Below are 19,209 nucleotides of genomic sequence, written 5' to 3' on the forward strand. Positions count from 1 at the left end.
CGCCTTGGCAATATCATCTCTTGAATACCCATAAAGCGGGCCGGCAAGGCGTCGCCGTCGGCCCGTCTCTTCCAGCAAGCCTGGGGTTGGAAGCCCGGGGTTGGAAGCCTGAGTTTAGAAGCCTGGATTCAAATGCCCGCGTTGCGCGCTCGTCATCCTGCCGGGGCATTCGGCTCCGGTAGCCAGTGACGCGCGGACGATGGGCTGGTGTCAGGAGGACACATGGGATTACTGGATCTGCCGGATCCGATTTCGCCGCCATCGATGGCGGGATGGAAAGCGTCCTGCCCGCCACGCTGCGGCTGGTGGTATGGGCGGCGATCGCCGGTGTCGGCACGCTGTTCCTGTATCGGCTGGTGTCACCGCAAGGCAGGATCGCCCATGCCAAACGGGAAGCGCGCACGGCGCGCAGGCGACTCAATGACTTCGACGGGGAGTTCAGCGATGCCGGCCCGCTGATTCGCGACCAGTTCACCAGCGCCTTCCGGCATCTCGGGCTGGTGTTTCTGCCCACGTTCGTCTCGATCCTGCCGCTGCTGGCGCTACTGACCTGGCTGGAGAGCCACTACGCCCACGCGCTGCCGGCAGAGGGTGTGACGCCCTCCGTGGAAGTGACTCCGCCAAACAGCGACACCCCTTACGACGCGCGATGGACTCGGGAAGGCGGTGGTTTGCGAGTGATCGTCAACGACGCCAGCAGCGAGCTGGCCAACGTTGCCATGACTGCCCCTATCCCGGTGATCGAAAAGCGCCATTGGTGGAACTGGTTGGCCGCCAACCCGCTGGGCTACCTGCCGGCGGAGAGCCCCATCGAGCGCATCACCTTCGACCTGCCCCAGCCCGAATATCTGCCGTTCGGGCCGGGCTGGATGCGCCACTGGCTCGTCATTTTCTTCCCGGTCATGACGATCGTGTCTCTTCTCACTTATCGTTGGGCGAAAATCGAATGAGCACCTCGGATTCCGACAATTCGACCTCCCGGCCGGTCGAATCCCGCAACGCAGGTACCGGCAACGCAGGCACCAGCCCGGCCGCCAGCGGCAAGGTCAGCGATCCCGGCTTCGTGGTGCCCGGCTGGATGCACTGGCTGGGGGGCTGGATTCACCGCAAGCCCGGCACCTGGATCAAGCTCGGCAACCTGGAAACGCGAGCCGTGCAGGATGCGATCGCCGACAAGCACGTCGACCGTCCCGTCTACGTCGCCGGCCTCGCCCGCTCCGGTACGACCATTCTGCTTGAGCATCTCGCCTCCCACCCCGCCGTGGCGACTCACCGCTACGTCGATTTTCCGCCGCTGCTGACGCCCTACTGGTGGAATCGCTGGCTCGCGCTGGTGCCCCTGACTCAAAAAAAAGAGCAGGAGCAGGCCCAGGAACGCGCCCACAAGGACGGCATCGAGGTGACCTCGCAGAGCCCGGAGGCGTTCGAGGAGATGCTATGGATGGCGTTCTTTCCCGAGACCCACGATCCGACCCAGAGCTCGGTGAAAGGGCGCCATGCCGAGCATCCCGCCTTCGAGCGCTTCTACGACGAACATATCCGCAAGCTGCTTGCGGTGCGCAAGCGCCAGCGCTACGTCGCCAAGGGCAACTACAACCTGGTGCGGCTGGGCTATCTGCACCGGCTCTATCCGCAGGCGAAGTTCGTGCTGGTGATTCGCGACCCGGTCTGGCACATCGCCTCGCTGATGAAGCAGCAGGCGCTGTTCGTGGCCGGCGAGACCAGCGAGCCACGCGCGCTGGAGCACATGCGACGGGTGGGACACTACGAGTTCGGTCTCGATCGGCGGGCAATCAACGTGGGTAACGACGAGGAAACCCGGCGCATCACCGCGCTGTGGGAAGCCGGCAACGAAATCGAGGGATGGGCGCGCTACTGGGCCGCCATCTATGCTCACCTCGCCGATACGCTGAACGAGGATCCCGAGCTGCGCAAGGCGTGTCTCATCGTGCGCTACGAAGATCTCTGCGGCACGCCTCGCGAGAGCCTGCAGGCGGTTTTCGACCATGCCGAGCTCGAACTCGAGCCGCAAGCGCTGGCGGAAGCCGCCAGCGGCCTGCACGCACCGACCTACTACAAGCCCAGGTTCAGCGATGCGGAAGTGGCGATGATCGCCGAGATCACCGGCCCGGTCGCGGCGCGGTTCGGGTACTAGTGACGGGCTTCGGCTTGCGCCGGCTTCGGCGCTTGAAAAGCGGCATCGGGCTAAAAGCCTACGACCGACGCAGGCTCGTGTTGCGGTGAAAGTAGCGCTAACGACACCTGAAAGAAACGGGGCGGCCAGATGGCCGCCCCGTTGATTCCTGCAGATTTTCGTCTGATCTAGCTTGCCGGATGCGCCGGATAATTCCTCTCCTCCGGCGGCGTCGGGAAATACTGGAAGAGCCAGGTCTCGCTCACCGTCTTGCCGTCGGCGAGCAGGTTCAGGCGCATGTTGATCGGGTCGGTGGACTCGCTGGTCGGGTACCAGTCGAACTGGATACGGAAACCCTCGATCTCCTTGACCCACAGGATATCGAGCTGCTTGACGTCGCCTTCCGGCACGTCGAGCTGGGTCTTGATATCGATGTCGTTGTCGTTGTCGTAGAAGTGCTTGAGCTCGCCGCCGACGAAATCCACCGCGATGCGCCGGGCCCAGACTTTCGGGTAGTGCTCGCCCGGCGCCCAGCCCTCGGGGAAACCGCCGATGCCGGTAAACGTCTTGCGGACGCGCGCCAGCTCGGGCTTCACCGGCGGCTGTGCGCTCCAGTAGAGCTTGTAGCCGTAATTGAGTTCCTGCCCCGGCTCGATCGCCTTTTCCGGCTTCCAGAACGCGACCACGTTATCCATGGTCTCCCCGGTGGTGGGAATCTCCAGCATCTGGATCTCGCCCTTGCCCCACTGCCCCTTCGGCTCGACCCACAGGCTGGGGCGCTTGTGGTAGTTGGCGACGATGTCCTCGTAGCTCTTGAAGTCGTGATCGGTCTGCAGCAGTCCGAACCCTTTGGGATTGTCGTCGCCGAAGGTGTTGAACTGGACCCGCGGCGGATTGTTGAGCGGCCGGCAGACCCACTCGCCGTTGCCGAGCCACATCGACAGCCGGTCGGAGTCGTGGATCTGCGGGTGGAAGGTCAGGCACATGTCGCGCTGCTGGGTGCCGCAGCTGAACATGCTGGTCATCGGCGTGATGCCGAGCTGGGCGATCGACTCGCGCGGATAGAGGTGCTTGTCGATGTCCATCACCACGCGCTCCTCTTCGCAGTGAATGACGAAGCGATAGGCACCGGCCAGGCTCGGCGAATCGAGCAGCGCATAGGCGGTGAAGGTCGTCGAACCCGGCTTGGGCGTCTCGAACCAGAAGCGGGTGAACGCCGGGAATTCCTCGGTCTTGCCGTCGGTATAGGTGTTGACCGCCACGCCGCGTGCCGACAGGCCGTACTGATAGGTGTCGTCGACGGCCCGGAAGTAGCTGGCGCCGAGGAAGGAGACGATGTCCCGCTCGGTCAGCGACGGCTCCTTGAACACGCGGAATCCGGCGAAGCCGAGATCGCTCTGCCCCTCGAGCTGGGAGACATCGACACCGGCCCTGGCGTATTCGAACAGGTCGGGGCGGAAGTGGATCTCCTTGGCCTGCTGGGTCTGCGGGTCGATGGAGTACATCCGGACCGGCTGGTTGAACCCCATGCCGACATGGAAGAACTGGATGTCCAGCGGGCCATTCATGCTATTCCACAACGAATGGTCGGGATCGTAGCCGATGGCGTTGTAGTTCTGCGGCGTGAGGTTGGCCAGGGTCGGCGGCAGTTTCTCGACGTTGCTCTGATACGCCTTGGCGGCCAGATCGCGGGCGAAGCCCTGCAGCCAGTCGAAACTGAAAGCCGCCGCCTCGCCGTCGGCGATATCGCTGGTGGCGCGCGCCGCCGCAAATAGTGGCGCCGAAGGCAGGCCGTACCAGGCAGCCAGGGCAATCGCGCTTTTCAGCACACTTCTACGATCCATGAACACCCCTTCCTTTGTGTGTCGGCAGTCGAATTGGCAGCATACCCGATCATCGCGAATCAGGCTGCACCGAAGAGAATCGTTCATCAGACGCCTTCGCGCCGGGCAGGTTCCCTGGCCGAATCACGACTCATCTCGTGACGGCCGAGCCAACCTCCACCCCACCCTTGGTGGCATCGTCGACGAATGCGTGGCGTGCTAACGTCTGACGTATCGGGATATCTGGATCCCCCTGCCAATATCGAGAGGTTTCGTGAAACGTCGCTATTCCTCCCACTATGTCTGGCGCCGCGCGCAGAGCATCGATGAACTCGCCTGGATGGCGCGTCAACGTCTCCCGGCCTTCGCCTGGGAATACGTCCACGGCGGCTCCGAGGACGAAACCACGCTCGGCGACAACCGCCGCGCCTTCGCCGCCTGGGGCTGGCAGCCGCGCACGCTGGTCGATGTCGAGGCCAGAGACAGCCGCACCCGGCTGGTGGATAGCCCTGCCGAACTGCCGCTGGCCATCGCTCCCACCGGCTACAACGGCATGCTATGGAAGGATGGCGATATCGCCCTGGCACGGGCCGCGGCCAGTCGTGGCATCCCCTTCACGCTCAGCACGGTCTCCTGTGCCAGCCTGGAAACCCTCGCCGCCGCCGTGCCGGACGTGCGGCTGTGGTTTCAGCTCTATGTGCTGGACGACGAAGCCATACGCAACGACATGCTCGAACGCGCCAGGAACGTCGGCGTCGAGACGCTGATGGTGACGACGGACACCGTCGTGCTGGGGCGTCGCGAATGGGATTCACGCAGCTATCTCAACCCCCGGCGCCTGGCGTGGCCTTACCTGCTGGATGCCGGCCTGCATCCGCAATGGGCCTATCGCGCGCTCTGGCCCCAGGGGCTGCCGACGCTGGGCAATCTGGTGAAGTATCTGCCAAGGGAGCAGCAGAGCGCGGGCAGCGCCGCCGGCTATATCAATCAGCGCATGACGCGCCGGCTGACCTGGGAAGTGCTGGCCGACATTCGCGAACGCTGGCCCGGCAAGCTGTTGATCAAGGGGATTCTCAACGCCGAGGATGCACTCGAGGCCAAGCGCATCGGCGCCGACGGCGTGGTCGTCACCAACCACGGCGGGCGCCAGCTCGACGGCGCGCCGGCAACGCTCGATGCTCTGCCCGAGGTCGTCGACGCGGTGGGAGATTCGATGCACATACTGCTGGATAGCGGCATCCGGCGCGGCAGCGACATCGCCAAGGCCGTGGCACTGGGCGCCGAGGGCGTACTGTGCGGGCGCGCGACCCTCTACGGCCTCGCCCTGGGCGGAGAGGCCGGCGCGGCTCATGCCATCGACCTGCTCAAGGACCAGCTACACAACCTGATGGCCCAGCTCGGCCGGCCCACCCTCGCCCAGCTCGATGCCAGTTGTCTGCGGCGCTCTCCTTATGCGTCGAGCCGAGTCGATGCACCCCAACGCCCGAGCGACGCCCTGACGGGTGGGGAGACGCCGGGGGACGTGCCTTGAAGCTGCCGCACCCCACTAGCCGTGGACGGATTCGCGTAGCGGCGTCGCCTCGTCCGGCCCCGCCGTCGTTTCGCCCCAATGCCGGCACTTGCTGGTCTGGCCGATACCGGGGTTGAAGGCGTTGCAAGGGTCGAGCTCGCGGTAGAAATTGGCCAGCGCCGGCTTGGCCTTATAGAGATGCCCGACGTTGTGCTCGGCGGGGTACTCGGCGCCGCGGGCATCCAGCAGTTCCCACAAGCGATGCTCCAGCGTGAGACAGTCGGTGCCCTTGGCGACGATGTAGTCCTGATGCAGCACGTGGCAGAGAAAGTGGCCGTAGTAGAGCTTCTTGATCATCGGCCGCTCGACGTCCTCCGGTAGCGTCTCAAACCAGTCGCGCTCGCTGCGCTTCAAGGCAATATCCAGTGCGACAATATCCTCCACCGTGTCGCGATGCATGATGCGATAGCGCACCGCAGCGCCGGCAGCGGCGAAGCGGTGCAGGAACGCCTTGGCGCCCTCGTCCGCCGTGCATTCGAAGAAATCACCTTCGAAACGTTCAAAGTGTTCTCTTAGCAAAGCCCGCGTCGATTCCACGCTCTCGCCGGAGACCTTGAGCATCAGATGATGTTCGAAGCGCTCCCGATACTCGGTCAGCCGCGCGGGCAGGTGTGACGGGAAGAGTTGGCTCAGCCGCTGTAGCAGCCGGTCGGACATGTTGGCCGGAAGCTTCAGTCGATCGCAGAAGCCGTCGATCCGGTTCTTGAGTGCGAAGAATCGTGGCAGCCGCCCGGTGCCCAGCGCGCGAATGGTCAGGAAAGTGTCCTTGCCGTATTTCTCGGCGACGTCGAACGCCTCCCGGTGCATATACTCGCCGGCGATCGGTAACGTCTCGGACTCGGCGAGAATACACCGACGCAGCTCGGTCAGCGCGCCGGTATCGTTGGTGCCCAGGTAGAACACCTTGGCTTCCTGCTCCTGCGGAAAGGTATCAAGGCGCAGCGCGAAGACCATCAGCTTGCCGGCGGAACCGGCAGCTTCATGTAGCCTTCGCGGATCGGCATTGAAGCGTGCCGGGGTCTCGGCATCGATCTCACGTACGTGGTCGATGTAGTCCGGATCGGAGGCCGCCGCATCTATATGCGAGACGTCCTGCGGGCGGTAATCGCCGCGCTCCAGGCGGGACAGAATCGTTTCCGGACCGTCGCCAAGACTGACACCCAGATGATTGACCAGTTGCAACCGACCGCCGGCATCGAGCCGGGCATGAATCGACAGCTCGGTATAGGCCGGGCCGCGCTTGACCAGCGATCCGCCGGAGTTGTTACAGACACCGCCAAAGACCGACGCGCCGAGGCACGAGGAGCCGATCACCGAGTGCGGCTCGCGGCCCAGCGGGGCGAGCCGTTTCTCTAGCTGGTCCAGCGTGGCGCCGGGCAGGCAGATCACTTGCCGGCCTTCATCGATCACCTGCAGTTTATTGAGCCGCAGCGTGCTGACGATGACGATCTCGCGGTCGTAGTCGTCCCCGTCCGGCGTCGAGCCGCCGGTCAGGCCAGTATTGGCCGCCTGAGTGATGACGATGCGATCGCTCTCGATACACGCTTTCAGGACGCGCCACTGCTCGACCAGCGAGCCGGGCTTGACCACGGCAACAACCGAGCCGCCACCGAAACGAAATCCGTTACGATAGCGCCGCGTACCGACCTCGCTGGTGATCACGTGGCGCGGACCGACGATATCGGTCAGGTGCTCGATGAAATGCCGACGCTCGGCCGGGTTCTGCTGCACGCTCATGGGCACTTTCCTTGATGGGCGATGGCCCCTTGCTGGGCGGTTATCGATCCCGATAGCAGATCACTGGCCCAGCCCCTTGGACAGCGAGGGCTGGACGACCTCGATCCAGTAACCGTCCGGGTCCTTGACGAAGATCACGTTCTTCATCTTGCCTTGGTCCGAGCGTTTCTTGAACTCGACATTATTGACATCGAACCAGCGCTCGGCGGCGGCCAGATCCGGCACCGCGAAGCAGATGTGGCCGAAGCCCTGCGGTTCGGCATTGCCGTCGTGATAGGAAAGCTCGGGATCGTCCTCGCTACCCCAGTTGTGGGTCAACTCCAGCACGCCCTTCTGCGAGAAGGTATAGGCCGTGCGCTCACCGTCGTCCGCTGGGATCGTGCCCTCGTCGTCGACCCGCGCCAGAAAGTAGAGCGTGAATTGCATCTCCGGGAAGTCGAGCTTGCGCAGCAGACGCATGCCGAACACGCGGGTGTAGAACGAAAGCGACCGTTCTGGCTCCTTGGCGCGCAGCATGGTGTGATTGAGCACGAAGCCCTCGGTCTCGCGCGGCGCGGGCTCGACACCGGGGACCCGGTCTTCGCTGATGGAAACGTCTTCGCTGATGGGCATGGGGACTCCAGAATCGAAACTGAATGCAGGGAAAAATATCGTGAACGTACAGATGAGGGCGGCATCCACCGGTCACAAGCAAGCTGGACCGCCCTTCAGTCGGGGTGGGGTTACGAGAACTGTATCCCCCCATCAATCATCACCGACTGTCCGGTCATGTAGTCCGAATCCGGCGAGGCAAGATAGGAGACGTAGCTCGCAACGTCTTCCGGCACCGAGACACGCCCCAGCGCAATTGCGCCCGAGTAGGTCTTGAGCGCCTCGCCCTTCTGCCAACCTTCCTCGGCGGCGAGCTTTTCGTCGATCAGCTCCCACATGTCGGTGCCGACGATACCCGGACAGTAGGCATTGACGGTAATGCCGTGCTTGGCCCATTCCATGGCGGCGGCCTGAGTCAGCCCGCGCACGCCCCACTTGGAGGCCGAATACGGTCCCAGCAGCGCGAACGGGCGATAGGCGACGATCGAGGCCGCGCCGATGATCTTGCCGCCGTTGCCCTGCTGGATCATCTGCTTGGCGGCGGTCTGATAACACAGGAAGACCCCACGCAGGTTGACCGACATCACCTTGTCCCAGTCGTCGGCGTCGAGCTCCAGCAACGACTGCACGTGGGCGATACCGGCGTTGGCGATCATCACGTCCAGCGAGCCGAGATCGGCAACCGTCTGGGTCACCATGTCCTCGACTTCGCCCTGGTTGGAGACATCGGCGATCGCCACCGAACTCTTGCGGCCCTTGTCGCGGATCTCGCCGGCGAGCCCCTCCAGCGCCGAACGATTGGCGGCAATATCGTTGACCGCGACGTTGTGACCGTCTTCCGCCAATCGCAGCGCGATGGCGCGCCCGATACCGCGGGCGGCGCCGGTCACCAGTACGTTGCGGGGGTTCTGCTGAGACTTCGTAGTATTAGCCATGTCGTTTCTCCTGTTCCTTCTGGTTTCATCGGTAGCGATGGAACACACCGCTTGGCGAGAATCCTGAAAACACCTCAGGTAGCGGAAGTGAGTGATGTTCGCTCTTAGCTCGTGGCTCGCTGCTCGTCGCTAGATCGCTCGGGCCTTCATCCGCTCCCCAATATGCTCCGCCTGACGCATCGCCATCGCGATGATCGTCAGCGTCGGGTTTTCCGCCGCGGAGGTGGTGAACTGGCTGCCGTCGGAGATGAACAGATTGCTCACCTCGTGGGTCTGGCCGAAGCCGTTGCAGACGCCGTCTTCCGGTTTCTCGCTCATGCGGCAGGTGCCGAGATTGTGGGTCGAGGGGTACGGCGGGACTTCGTATATATCCACCGCCCCGGCGGCACGATAAACGTCGCTACCCTGCTGGTAGGCGTGATTGCGCATGGCGATATCGTTGTCGTGATCGTCGTAGTGGACATTGGCCACGGGCAGGCCGTGCTGATCGCGGACATCGTGGTTGAGCGTGACTCGGTTGGTGTCGCGCGGCATGTCCTCGCCGACCAGCCACATCGCGGCGAGATGGTCGTACTGGTCGATCATGCGGGTGAAGTCGCGCCCCCAACCGCCAGGATTGAGGAACGCCGCCGCCAGCGGCAGTCCCAGCGCGATGGTTTCCATCTCGTAGCCGCCGGCAAAGCCTCGGCCATCGTCGTGACGTGCCTCGTCGGGAATGATCCCCGCCATCACCGTGCCGCGATACATATGCACCGGCTGCTCGAATGCGGCATAGACCGAGCCGGTCATGTGGCGCATGTAGTGCTTGCCGACATGGCCGCTGCCGTTAGCGAGCCCGTCGGGGAACTGGGTCGACGCGGAATTGAGCAGCAGCCGCGGCGTTTCGATTGAATTGCCGGCGACCGCTACCACGCGCGCCTTCTGGTGCTGCATTTCACCATTTCCATCGAAGTAGCTGACGCCGGTCACCTTGCCGCTGGCGTCATGGGTAATCTCGGCGACGTGCGCCCGGGTGCGCATCTCGCAGTTACCGGTAGCCAGCGCCTCGGGAATCTCGGTGTTGAGCGTCGACCACTTCGCACCCGAGCGGCAGCCCTGGAAGCAGAAGCCGCGCTGCTGACAGTGCCCGCGGCTGTCCATCTCGCGGCTGTTGATCGCCATGTGTCCGGTGTTGCACTCGTAGCCAAGCTTCTGGGCGCCTGAGTACATCACCTTGAAGTTGTTATTGCCCGGCAGACCGGGAATGTCGTTAGTGCGGGTAACGTTGAGGCGCTTTTCGGCACGATCGTAATAGGGCGCGAGGTCGTCGTAGCCGATCGGCCAGTCGAGCAGCGTGGCGCCTTCGAGATCACCGTAACGGGTGCGGGCTTCGAATTCGTGGGGCTGAATGCGCAGACTGCAGGCACTCCAGTGGGTGGTCGAACCGCCGACGGTCTTGCAGATCCACGCCGGCAGATTGGGGAAGTCCTGCGCTACGCGCCAGCTGCCGGAGGTGGTGCGCGGATCGAGCCATGACAGCTGCTCGTAGGCGCGCCACTCGTCGGTGTGAAAGTCGGTGCGCGTATGCAGGCCGCCGGCTTCCAGCAGCACTACCTTGATGCCCTGCTGAGCGAGCCCGTTGGCCAGCGTGCCACCGCCAGCACCGGAGCCGATGACAACCACGACGCCGTCGTCGTCATGGTCGAAAGTGCGCTGATTGGTGTAGTCCACGGCGCTTCTCCTCTTGGTCGTTATCGTCGGATCCTGTGTCAGGCCGGGGTGGAGTCGACAGGAATCGTGCCGCTGGCCGCGATGGGCGGTTCCGGCAACCAGGTAATATCGCTGAAGCCGCGATGCAGATAGCCCGAGTCGTCCACGCCGCCGCCATAGCCGAAGTGGGCGAACGCCAGCGGATTGTTGTAGAGCGCTACAATGGCGCTGCCGTGTACGGTCTTGAAGAACGGAGAGCCGGAAATCGCTTCGACCTGCGCCTGACGGTCGTCCTCGTTCAACGCCAGCCACTCGCCACCGGCCTGGCGATCCAGCGTGGCGATGCCGTTGGTTAACTGCTGGCGCACCTGCGGATCGGCGGCCTGGCGGTCGAGATCTTTGACTACCAGAGCGTAGACAGCGTCCTCGAGGGTGTCGTGAGGTAGCAGATGCCGGGTGAATATGAGCAGCGTTCGCGCCTGATGATCGTCGAACTGCTCCGTGGTCACGGCCCAGCTCGTACTCGGCGCCAGCATGGCGATGGCGCCGTTGGCGAACGCCAGCGTTCCGACCAGCGTGCCGCCGCTGGCCTTCAGAAAAACGCGACGCGAAAGGGATGGATGAGTCATGGTGATCTCCTCGTCTGACGTCGGGCGCTTCGCTCTCGACGGTCTGCACTCAGACTAGGAGGCATGAACCGGCAGCGGGTATTAGTGGACTACTACTGCGGCCAAGGTATTAGAAGAGACTGCGACGCAAAGCCGAAAGGCCGCAAAACCGGCAGGCAAGAAAACGCGACTCAAGTCGAATGGTCAGCAGAGTGCTTAGAGCGCTAAGTTCAATGAATCGCGTGCCCCGCTTCGTGCCATGCCCATCGACAGGAGACTGCCATGTGCCATCTCTACGCCAGCACCGCCCCGGCTCGCTACGAGAACACCACCCGCTCGGTGCGCCTGCAGGGTTGCGTGACGAGCGTCAGGCTGGAGAACGAATTCTGGGAGATTCTGGATGCGCTGGCCGCGAGTCAGAACCTCTCGACCGCGCGTTTCATCAGCCAGCTTTACAGCGAGGTGGTAGAGGAGAAAGGCGAAGTCAGCAATCTCGCCTCGCTGTTGCGCGTGGCCTGCGCCGTCCATCTGCAACAGACCGCCGACCTCGTGCCAGATCTGGTGGCGATGCCCCGCTCGGCCTGCCTCTGATCCTGCGCTGCTGAGACGTGGTGACGGGCTTTGCAGGCTTACGGTGCTGCTCTACACTCGGTTGAAACCGGCAGACAGGGCCCGCGGGCATGGCGACAGGCACCACCACCCACCATTTCTCTCGATTCACCGCGGCGCGGCAGACTCCCTCGACCCGATCAAATCGCCAGGCAACGCTCCCCCATCCGCGCCTGCTGTTCATCGGCCTGTTCCTGCTGCTGCTCGCCGGTTGCAGTACCCAGAAGACCATCGCCACCCGCGACGACGGGCCTGCCATCGATGGCAACAACCTCTCCATCGATCGCATTCTGGTGATGTCGGCGGCCAAGGAGGCGCTCGGCACGCCTTATCGCTGGGGCGGCACCACGCCCAGCGGCTACGACTGCTCGGGCCTGGTCCAGATGGCCTACGGCAAGATCGGCATTTCGCTGCCACGCACCTCCAACGAGCAGTTCCACGCCCTCGACGAGATCGATGTCGCCCGGCCCGGCGACCTGCTGTTCTTCGGCTCCGGCAATCGCGCGACCCATGTCGGCATCTACATGGGCGATCGCCAGATGATCCATGCTCCCGGTAGCGGCCGCACGGTCAGCGTTTCGTCGCTGGATATTCGCTACTGGCGCCAGCACTACCTGGGGGCGGCCGCGCCAGCGAATTGACCCGAACGCGACGGCGAAGGGAAAAACGGCCTCGCCCTTGAGATATCGGGCCTTGGCTACCACGTTATAGGTAGGTCATTCACACATCACGAGCGTTGGCATGTCGTTAGTGCTATCGATTGTTTCACGACACTGCTCTCGCCCGTCATGATAAGCACTCGACTCGAGGCTTCGCACAGAAGCCGTCAACGGCAACAGGAGAAAGTCATGGCTTTGCAACTTGGCGATACCGCTCCCGATTTTACTCAGGAAAGTACCGACGGCCCGATCAATTTCCACGAGTGGGCCGGCGACAGCTGGGTCATTCTGTTCTCCCACCCGGCCGACTTCACGCCGGTCTGCACCACCGAGCTGGGGGAAGTTTCGCGCCTCAAGCCGGAATTCGAGCGTCGCAACACGAAGGCGATCGGCCTTTCCGTAGACCCGCTGGATGACCACACTCGCTGGGTCGGCGACATCGAAGAGACCCAGGGCTGTGGGCTCAACTTCCCGCTGCTGGCCGATGCCGACCGCTCGGTGAGCGAGGCCTACGGCATGATCCATCCCAATGCCAGCGGCACGAACACCGTGCGTTCGGTGTTCATCATCGATCCGGCGAAGAAGGTGCGTTTGACGATCACCTATCCGCCCAGCACCGGCCGCAACTTCGCCGAGATCCTGCGCGTGCTGGACAGCCTGCAACTGACCGACAGCCACAAGGTCGCCACGCCGGTCAACTGGCAGGACGGTGACGATGTGATCATCGTGCCTTCGATCGACAACGAGAAGGCCAAGGAACTCTTCCCCAACGGCTGGGACGAGAAGAAGCCTTACCTGCGCGTCACCAAGCAGCCGAACAAGTGACCGCGCCGGCATCGCGTCAGTGACGCAGTCGATGCCGTGCAGAAACGACGACGCCCGCATTCCTTACGAGGAATGCGGGCGTTTTTGATGATCGGTGTTTGGTGGCACGAAGCCGAGCCAGCGCTCAACCGTCGTCGTCCGCCGCCAGCCAGCCGTCGACCAGCTCCCGATTGTCGTCGATCCACTGCGCAGCGCCTTCGTCGGCGTCGCCGGTGTTTTCGATCTCCAGCATCAGGGTGGAGAGCTGTTCCGGCGTCATGTGCCAGGCATCCAGCATCTTCGCGACCTGCGGCTCGTCGTCGGCGAAACCGCTGCGCGAGACCCATTTGATCTGCTGGTTGGATGCAAAGATCCCGGCCGGATCATCGAGGATCTTCAAGTCCCACTCGGCGAAAGCCCAGTGCGGTTGCCATAGCGTAACGGCGATCGGCGCCTGCTCATCGATTGCCGAGCGCAGTTGCGTCAGCATTGCCGACTCGCTGCTGCCGAGCTGACGATAGCTTGGCATGTAGTGCTCGATCGCTGCATCGGTTTCATCCGAGATGGTCGCGCCGGGGCCGATGCCAAAGATGGTCGGCTGGCCCTGGTAGGTGAAATCCTCCTCGCGCTCGGCCAGATCGGCGACGCTTTCGATTCCCTCGACGTAGCTCGGCACGACAAGCGTATCGCGCGCATTGTCGTACCAAGTTTCGTGGAGCTCGACGTCTTGCGAGTAGCGATCGACATAGGTCTGATCGCTGGGAATCCATACCTCAAGGAACAGATCGATATCCCCACTGGCCAGACCGCCGAAGAGAAGCGGCTTGGAGATTTCGCTGAGCTCGACGTCGATGTTTTTCTCTGCCAGCAATTGCTGCCACATGTTGGACACGGCCACATTCTCGGCCCAGTTGTTGGTACCGATGGTGACGCTATCCGCCGCAGCGACCTGGGCGGCCGCACTACAGAAGACAGCGCCGATCAGGGCGATTTTGATGGGTTGCATGGAAATCCTGTCATTGGCGTCGGGGGCGTCGTCACCGTAGGCAGAACGCGATTGCCACGGCTGCTTTCATAATAGCCGACGTGGGTGGTCGCGCGATGTCGAACCTCATCACTAACGGCATAAAAACAACAACGACATAAAAAACGAACCCGGCCTGAGCGGCCGGGTTCGTGGATATCGATGTGTCGAGATCGCGTGCGTCAGCAGCGCGTGCACTGCTTCAGCGTTTTGGCATCATCGCACTCGCGGTGTGGCGTTTGTCGCGACACTCTCGGCGAGGGACGCAAAGGGTGAAGCAACGCATTCGAGCGGATCAGCGTCATCAGCATGGCGCGCACCACGTGCGCGAGCACGTAGACAACCACTGCCATAACGATCAACGCCTTGATGCGCCCTGAAATCTTCACGCTGCTTCTCCTTGAGTCGGGTGTGCCTGTCGTCCGGGGGGATGGCAGCTAGGATAGAACCACACAACTGTGACGAAAAATTGAAGGCGTCGATAACCGGTATACGAGCCATCGATGCCAGTAGTCTCAGATGTCAGTAATCACAGATGCCAGTGATCATCGATGCCGTGATCTATGCTGGAATCATCGTATCGGCAGAAGGGCACCACTCTTGAGACCAAACAGGACCGATTTTCCGCTGGATCAATGCCGCTGCCATCTGGAGACCGGCCCGATCGTGCTGGTCGGCTCCCACTGGCGTGGCGAACGCAACCTGATGGTGATGGGCTGGCACATGATGCTCGGCTTCTCGCCGGCCCACTTCGGTTGTCTGATCACCGCGGGAAACTACAGCCACCGCCTGGTGCGGGAAAGCCGCGAATGCACCATCAACGTGCCGACGCTGGAGCTCGCCGATGCCGTGGTAGGCGTGGGCAACAGCGATGGCGATGAACTCGACAAGTTCGACGCCTTCGGGCTGACGCCGGCTTCAGGCGAGATCGTCTCCGCACCGCTGGTCGACGAGTGCTACGCCAGCTTCGAGTGCCGGCTGGTCGACGACAGCCAGATCGACCGTCACGAGCTGTTCATCTGGGAGATCGTCAAGGCACACGTCGACACCTCGATCGAGCTGCCCCGGACGCTTCACTACCGTGGCCACGGCCGCTTCATGGTCGCCGGCGACGAGATCGACCGATCACGGGATTTCCGGATTCAGAATTTATGACTGCCTACTCAAATCAGGAACATTTTGTTGCAGAAACCTCAAGACTTCGACTTCGCGAGCTTCAACCTAGTGATCAAGCCGCGTTGGCAGAGATTCTGTCCGATAAAGAGGTCATGCGTTTTTCGATTGGAGGCTCCTACACCACCGAGCAGACGCAGGCATTTATCGAAGCCAATCGCTCCCTGTATCGGGAGTGCGGCTTCGGAATGTGGGCCATGGAAACAATCGCTGACGGGGCACTTATCGGCTTCTGTGGACTGAGTCCAACCAAGCTCTCAGGTCGAGAGGAAATCGAGCTCGGTTACCGTCTGACGCCCTCTGCTTGGGGGCGGGGCCTCGCCACAGAAGCAGCCGATGCGGCTCTGACCTGTGGTTTCGAGCAGTGCCGGCTCGACTCAATCATCGCGATCGTCGCCATTGATCATTCCGCTTCGGCCAGCGTTGCTCTTAAGACCGGGATGGAACGTAAGAAAAGATCCCAATTGCATGGCTGGGAAGTCGATATTTATCGAAAATATCGGCGCCCTCCCATGTCGTAGCGGAGTCTAGGTGTAAGAGGGCCGGCAAACTGGCGGAGGTTTCAGTCAGAAGAAAGCTATGACTTCCAACTGGCATATCATCGTAGATCGTAAACATGCGGACATCCTCACAGCCCGGAGGAGTTCGGATGCAGAAGCTATGAAGCGACGAGCTACGACAACGAGCCGTTGACACGTGCAGCTCACTCTCGGTTTGAACACCTGACGAAGAGCCTCTGAAGGCTTAGACTATAAAAAGAGACAAGAAGCATAGGAGAGGCCACGATGAGTACCCCACTGGATCCTCGTATCAGCGAATTTGAGACCCAAGAGCAAGCGGACAGCTATGACCGCTGGTTTCGTGATCGCGTTCAGCGCAGCCTGGACGATTCTCGTTCGTCGATTCCGCATGATGATGTGATCGCAGAGATGCGTGCCCTACTGGAATCCAAGAAGCGCCGTCATGCTGCTGGTTGAGTGGCAACCTCAAGCGCGCGAATCGCTTCTAGAAATTCTTGACTACCTTGGCGACCACAACTTCTACGCTGCCGAGTGGCTACAGAGAGCCATCGAAGACACCGTGGAAGCCCTGCCTCAGCATCCCTATCTTTTTCGACCCGGGCGCGTGCCAGGAACGCGTGAAGCTGTTATCCATCCTAACTACCTGGTGGTCTATCGCGTTGCATTCGACCACATCGCTATCGTGGAGATTCTCCACGCGCGCCAAGAATACCCCTGACGTCGCCCTGTCCGCGGGATGTATTGGCTAGCGCTCGCAGGCCGGACAGCATCGGCCAGCGTGTCGATTGCGGGGCATTCGCTCGTGGGCGGGCTTTTGCGCTTAGGTCTCACCCTCGGCGGTCTCCTCGATCCCGCACCAGTCGGCCACGAACAGCGCAATGGTCTTGGTCACCAGCCGCAGCGATTCGATGTGCACGCACTCGTCGAAACCGTGAATATCCCGGGATTTCGGGCCATACACCAGCGTCGGCATGTCACCGTAGATGGTGAACACGCGGGCATCCAGATAGCCCGGCGTGGTGAACGTTTTCAGCTCCTCGCGGAACGCGATCTCGTGACAGGCGCGTAGCGTCTGCTCGGCATCGGAGCCCTCTTCCAGCACGTAGCCTTCGGCGTAGAAACCAGTGTAGGTGACCTTGGGGGCCTCGCCGCCCAGACGTGCGTCGTTGCGAGCCGCGCGTTCCAGCGTCTCCTCGACCGCGCGCCGGGCTTCGTCCGCGCTGGTGCCGGGATAGATGGCGATACGCATGTCGAACTCGCACCACGGCGGCACCGTGGAGGGCCAGTCGCCGCCCTGGATCTGGCCGACGTTGAAGTTGATGGGGTGCTCGAGATCCTCGAAATGCGGATGTTCGGCCTTCTCCGCGTTCCACTGCGCTTCCAGCGTTCGCAACGCTTCGATCGCGGCGTAGGCGGCGTCGATGGCGTTGAAACCACTGGTCATTTCCCGCGTATGGGAGGGCCGCCCGGCGACTCTCACCTTGAACCAGAGCACGCCCACATTGGCGCGCACCAGCATGTTCTCCTCGGGCTCGGGAATGATCACCGCATCCGCCCGATAGCCGCGCAGCAGTGCCGCCAGCGCGCCGTTGCCGGTGCACTCCTCTTCCACGACGGACTGGAAGTAGATCGGCGCCTGGGGCGTAAATCCCGCCGCACGCACGGCGTCGAAGGCAAACAGATTGGCGACCAGCCCGGCTTTCATGTCGGCCGAGCCGCGCCCGTACATCCAGCCATCGACGATCGCCGGCTCCCAGGGCGAACGGCTCCACATCTCGCCTGCGCCGGTCGGAACCACGTCGATATGGCCGTTGAGAATCAGGGAGCGCCCCGTCTGGCGTTCGGGGCGATAGGTGCCCACCACGTTGAAGGCGTTCTCGTAGGAGATCGTGACCGGACCGAACCCTTCGTGGTGGTGGATGTCCTCGACATCGATCTTCCAGCGATCCATGGCGAAATCACGCTCGGCCATGGCGTCGTGGAGAAAGTCCTGCGCGGTATGCTCCTGCCCGCGCAATGACGGAAATTCGACCAGCCGTTGGGTGAACTGCAACTGCGCGTCGAACAGGGCATCCACCGAATCGACGATGCGGCTTACCTGACTTTCGCTCAACATGGATTGGCTCTCTCGAATGGTGGGAGACGGCGATCGAACCTGTCGCGCCGTCAGCCGGATCGCTGGAAAATGTCGCCAAGCTTCAGCGACCCGATAGCCCCTCGAAGAAGCTCACCGCATTGGCTTCGAGCCCTTCCAGGTAGTAACCGCCCTCCTGCACGATCAGCGTCGGCAGGTCGAGACCGGCGATGGCGCGACCGAGCTTGCCGAAGCCCGGCGTGGTAACGGCCACCTTGGCCTGCGGGTCCTTCTCGTGGATATCGAAGCCCAGCGCCAGCACCAGCGCATCCGGCTCGAACAGGCGGATGACCTGACAGGCCTCTTCCAGACGCTCGAAGAACACCGACTCCGGCGAACCGTGCGGCATCGGCAGGTTGAGGTTGTAGCCGAGCCCGGCGCCACGCCCGCGCTCGTCCTCGAAGCCGGTGACCGCCGGGTAGAAGTTGGTAGTATCGCCATGAATCGAGATGTACATCACGTCATCGCGCTCGTAGAAGATCTCCTGCACGCCCTGGCCGTGGTGCATGTCGGTGTCGAGCACAACGACGCGCGGATAGCGTGACGTGAGATGCTGCGCCGCGATGGCGGCATTGTTGAGAAAGCAGAAGCCGCCGGCGGAGTCGATGCCCGAGTGATGACCCGGCGGGCGCGACAGCGTGTAGGCGAAGCGCTCGCCCGCCAGCAGCGTTTCGGCGCCGGCCACCGCGCTCTGCGCCGCCCAGTAGGCGGCCTGCCAGGTGTGCTTGCCCACCGGCGCGCTGCCATCCGCCAGATAGCGCGCGGCCTCGGCGAGAATCCCGCGTAGCGCATTGGGCGAGCGCACGAAGATGTTGGAGATCACCTCCTCGCCCCAGTCTTCGTCCAGCGCATGCCAGCGCCGATAGGCGCTCTCGAGAAAGCGCAGATAGAGCAGCGAATGCACCGCCCGCAGCGGCGCGACCCCGTGGTCCGCCGGCGCCTGGATCTCGAAGCCGAGCCGCCTGGCCGCCGCCAGCAGATGTTCGGCCCGGTCGGGGACTTCCTGAGGCTTGCGCATCTTGCCGCGCGAGAAATAGGTCTGCGGCTGATGACGCAGCTGATCGTCGTGAAAGAATGTCTTCATCGATGTTGTCCTTGTTTTTCCGCCATCCGTTTCCAGGTGCTGTCTGAAAAGTCGACGAGCGAAGGCCAGGCAAGGCAAAAATCGGCGAAAGCGGACCGGGCTGGCGCTCCAGTT

At 62.6% G+C, this 19,209-nt stretch carries 20 protein-coding genes; 10 read left to right on the plus strand and 10 right to left on the minus strand.

Features of this window, described 5'->3' with window-relative positions; all coding sequences use genetic code 11:
* Positions 1–272 precede the first annotated feature (272 nt).
* Together CCD76_RS05505 and CCD76_RS05510 are read left to right on the plus strand one after the other, a co-directional pair.
* Positions 273–950 (plus strand): hypothetical protein, encoded by a 678-nt coding sequence (locus CCD76_RS05505; protein WP_087718534.1) that lies wholly within the window; start codon positions 273–275, stop codon positions 948–950.
* A complete protein-coding gene (locus CCD76_RS05510) occupies positions 947–2,155 on the plus strand; it encodes a sulfotransferase family protein (RefSeq protein ID WP_218776970.1) in 1,209 nt (402 codons plus the stop codon). The genes CCD76_RS05505 and CCD76_RS05510 overlap by 4 nt, the downstream gene beginning before the upstream one ends.
* A gap of 167 nt (positions 2,156–2,322) precedes the next feature.
* On the opposite strand, the gene CCD76_RS05515 is transcribed toward CCD76_RS05510, so the two are convergent.
* Positions 2,323–3,978, minus strand: a complete 1,656-nt coding sequence (locus CCD76_RS05515; RefSeq protein WP_087718535.1) for a glucan biosynthesis protein — start codon at positions 3,976–3,978, stop codon at positions 2,323–2,325.
* Positions 3,979–4,231: 253 nt separating this feature from the next.
* Here CCD76_RS05515 and CCD76_RS05520 point away from each other — a divergent pair, with 253 nt between their 5' ends.
* Positions 4,232–5,488 (plus strand): alpha-hydroxy acid oxidase, encoded by a 1,257-nt coding sequence (locus CCD76_RS05520; RefSeq protein ID WP_218776971.1) that lies wholly within the window; start codon positions 4,232–4,234, stop codon positions 5,486–5,488.
* A gap of 15 nt (positions 5,489–5,503) precedes the next feature.
* Here CCD76_RS05520 and dld read toward each other — a convergent pair whose 3' ends face one another.
* The 5 genes from dld to CCD76_RS05545 all read right to left on the minus strand — a co-directional run bounded on the left by dld (position 5,504) and on the right by CCD76_RS05545 (position 11,108).
* A complete protein-coding gene (gene dld, locus CCD76_RS05525; protein WP_087718536.1) occupies positions 5,504–7,264 on the minus strand; it encodes a D-lactate dehydrogenase in 1,761 nt (586 codons plus the stop codon).
* A gap of 60 nt (positions 7,265–7,324) precedes the next feature.
* A complete protein-coding gene (gene gloA / locus CCD76_RS05530) occupies positions 7,325–7,876 on the minus strand; it encodes a lactoylglutathione lyase (RefSeq protein ID WP_087718537.1) in 552 nt (183 codons plus the stop codon).
* 110 nt (positions 7,877–7,986) lie between these two features.
* Positions 7,987–8,790: an SDR family NAD(P)-dependent oxidoreductase gene (locus CCD76_RS05535; protein WP_087718538.1), complete on the minus strand. Its 804-nt coding sequence runs from the start codon at positions 8,788–8,790 to the stop codon at positions 7,987–7,989.
* A 129-nt stretch (positions 8,791–8,919) separates the two neighbouring features.
* Entirely contained in the window at positions 8,920–10,500 is a 1,581-nt protein-coding gene (locus tag CCD76_RS05540) for a GMC family oxidoreductase (RefSeq protein WP_087718539.1), read from the minus strand.
* Between the two features lie 38 nt (positions 10,501–10,538).
* On the minus strand, positions 10,539–11,108 hold the full coding sequence (locus CCD76_RS05545; protein WP_087718540.1) for a twin-arginine translocation signal domain-containing protein: 570 nt from the start codon (positions 11,106–11,108) through the stop codon (positions 10,539–10,541).
* Between the two features lie 261 nt (positions 11,109–11,369).
* Here CCD76_RS05545 and CCD76_RS05550 point away from each other — a divergent pair, with 261 nt between their 5' ends.
* The 3 genes from CCD76_RS05550 (at position 11,370) to CCD76_RS05560 (ending at position 13,180) form a co-directional block, all read left to right on the plus strand.
* Positions 11,370–11,678 carry a ribbon-helix-helix domain-containing protein gene (locus tag CCD76_RS05550; RefSeq protein ID WP_087718541.1) on the plus strand — a complete coding sequence of 103 codons (309 nt, stop codon included), beginning with the start codon at positions 11,370–11,372 and terminating at the stop codon, positions 11,676–11,678.
* A gap of 89 nt (positions 11,679–11,767) precedes the next feature.
* A complete protein-coding gene (locus CCD76_RS05555; RefSeq protein WP_087718542.1) occupies positions 11,768–12,337 on the plus strand; it encodes a C40 family peptidase in 570 nt (189 codons plus the stop codon).
* A gap of 147 nt (positions 12,338–12,484) precedes the next feature.
* Complete coding sequence (locus CCD76_RS05560; RefSeq protein WP_256961125.1) at positions 12,485–13,180, plus strand: peroxiredoxin; 696 nt, start codon at positions 12,485–12,487, stop codon at positions 13,178–13,180.
* Between the two features lie 124 nt (positions 13,181–13,304).
* Here the strand turns inward: CCD76_RS05560 and CCD76_RS05565 are convergent, their stop codons facing one another.
* Both CCD76_RS05565 and CCD76_RS05570 read right to left on the minus strand, forming a co-directional pair.
* Positions 13,305–14,165, minus strand: a complete 861-nt coding sequence (locus tag CCD76_RS05565; protein WP_087718544.1) for a glycine betaine ABC transporter substrate-binding protein — start codon at positions 14,163–14,165, stop codon at positions 13,305–13,307.
* 200 nt (positions 14,166–14,365) lie between these two features.
* On the minus strand, positions 14,366–14,572 hold the full coding sequence (locus tag CCD76_RS05570; RefSeq protein WP_087718545.1) for a hypothetical protein: 207 nt from the start codon (positions 14,570–14,572) through the stop codon (positions 14,366–14,368).
* Between the two features lie 211 nt (positions 14,573–14,783).
* On the opposite strand from CCD76_RS05570, the gene CCD76_RS05575 reads away from it, so the two are divergent.
* The 4 genes from CCD76_RS05575 to CCD76_RS05590 all read left to right on the plus strand — a co-directional run bounded on the left by CCD76_RS05575 (position 14,784) and on the right by CCD76_RS05590 (position 16,595).
* On the plus strand, positions 14,784–15,338 hold the full coding sequence (locus CCD76_RS05575; RefSeq protein WP_087718546.1) for a flavin reductase family protein: 555 nt from the start codon (positions 14,784–14,786) through the stop codon (positions 15,336–15,338).
* A complete protein-coding gene (locus tag CCD76_RS05580) occupies positions 15,335–15,877 on the plus strand; it encodes a GNAT family N-acetyltransferase (RefSeq protein WP_087718547.1) in 543 nt (180 codons plus the stop codon). Before CCD76_RS05575 ends, CCD76_RS05580 begins: the two co-directional genes overlap by 4 nt.
* Positions 15,878–16,141: 264 nt before the next feature.
* Positions 16,142–16,333, plus strand: coding sequence for a type II toxin-antitoxin system RelB family antitoxin (gene relB / locus CCD76_RS05585; RefSeq protein WP_087718548.1), 192 nt, complete (start codon positions 16,142–16,144; stop codon positions 16,331–16,333).
* A complete protein-coding gene (locus CCD76_RS05590) occupies positions 16,320–16,595 on the plus strand; it encodes a type II toxin-antitoxin system RelE/ParE family toxin (RefSeq protein ID WP_218776972.1) in 276 nt (91 codons plus the stop codon). Before relB ends, CCD76_RS05590 begins: the two co-directional genes overlap by 14 nt.
* Positions 16,596–16,697: 102 nt before the next feature.
* Here the strand turns inward: CCD76_RS05590 and CCD76_RS05595 are convergent, their stop codons facing one another.
* Positions 16,698–17,993: an ArgE/DapE family deacylase gene (locus tag CCD76_RS05595; protein WP_087718549.1), complete on the minus strand. Its 1,296-nt coding sequence runs from the start codon at positions 17,991–17,993 to the stop codon at positions 16,698–16,700.
* 82 nt (positions 17,994–18,075) lie between these two features.
* A complete protein-coding gene (locus CCD76_RS05600) occupies positions 18,076–19,095 on the minus strand; it encodes a histone deacetylase family protein (protein WP_087718550.1) in 1,020 nt (339 codons plus the stop codon).
* Between the last annotated feature and the right edge of the window lie 114 nt (positions 19,096–19,209).

This window comes from Salinicola salarius (assembly GCF_002179555.1).
Classification (GTDB): domain Bacteria; phylum Pseudomonadota; class Gammaproteobacteria; order Pseudomonadales; family Halomonadaceae; genus Salinicola; species Salinicola salarius_A.

Coding starts and splice junctions, on each gene's coding strand:
- CCD76_RS05505 (WP_087718534.1), top strand. CDS start 273: ATGGAAAGCGTCCTGCCCGCCACGCTGCGGCTGGTGGTATGGGCGGCG.
- CCD76_RS05510 (WP_218776970.1), top strand. CDS start 947: ATGAGCACCTCGGATTCCGACAATTCGACCTCCCGGCCGGTCGAATCC.
- CCD76_RS05515 (WP_087718535.1), bottom strand. CDS start 3,978: ATGGATCGTAGAAGTGTGCTGAAAAGCGCGATTGCCCTGGCTGCCTGG.
- dld (WP_087718536.1), bottom strand. CDS start 7,264: ATGAGCGTGCAGCAGAACCCGGCCGAGCGTCGGCATTTCATCGAGCAC.
- gloA (WP_087718537.1), bottom strand. CDS start 7,876: ATGCCCATCAGCGAAGACGTTTCCATCAGCGAAGACCGGGTCCCCGGT.
- CCD76_RS05535 (WP_087718538.1), bottom strand. CDS start 8,790: ATGGCTAATACTACGAAGTCTCAGCAGAACCCCCGCAACGTACTGGTG.
- CCD76_RS05545 (WP_087718540.1), bottom strand. CDS start 11,108: ATGACTCATCCATCCCTTTCGCGTCGCGTTTTTCTGAAGGCCAGCGGC.
- CCD76_RS05550 (WP_087718541.1), top strand. CDS start 11,370: ATGTGCCATCTCTACGCCAGCACCGCCCCGGCTCGCTACGAGAACACC.
- CCD76_RS05555 (WP_087718542.1), top strand. CDS start 11,768: ATGGCGACAGGCACCACCACCCACCATTTCTCTCGATTCACCGCGGCG.
- CCD76_RS05560 (WP_256961125.1), top strand. CDS start 12,485: ATGATAAGCACTCGACTCGAGGCTTCGCACAGAAGCCGTCAACGGCAA.
- CCD76_RS05565 (WP_087718544.1), bottom strand. CDS start 14,165: ATGCAACCCATCAAAATCGCCCTGATCGGCGCTGTCTTCTGTAGTGCG.
- CCD76_RS05580 (WP_087718547.1), top strand. CDS start 15,335: ATGACTGCCTACTCAAATCAGGAACATTTTGTTGCAGAAACCTCAAGA.
- relB (WP_087718548.1), top strand. CDS start 16,142: ATGAGTACCCCACTGGATCCTCGTATCAGCGAATTTGAGACCCAAGAG.
- CCD76_RS05590 (WP_218776972.1), top strand. CDS start 16,320: ATGCTGCTGGTTGAGTGGCAACCTCAAGCGCGCGAATCGCTTCTAGAA.
- CCD76_RS05595 (WP_087718549.1), bottom strand. CDS start 17,993: ATGTTGAGCGAAAGTCAGGTAAGCCGCATCGTCGATTCGGTGGATGCC.
- CCD76_RS05600 (WP_087718550.1), bottom strand. CDS start 19,095: ATGAAGACATTCTTTCACGACGATCAGCTGCGTCATCAGCCGCAGACC.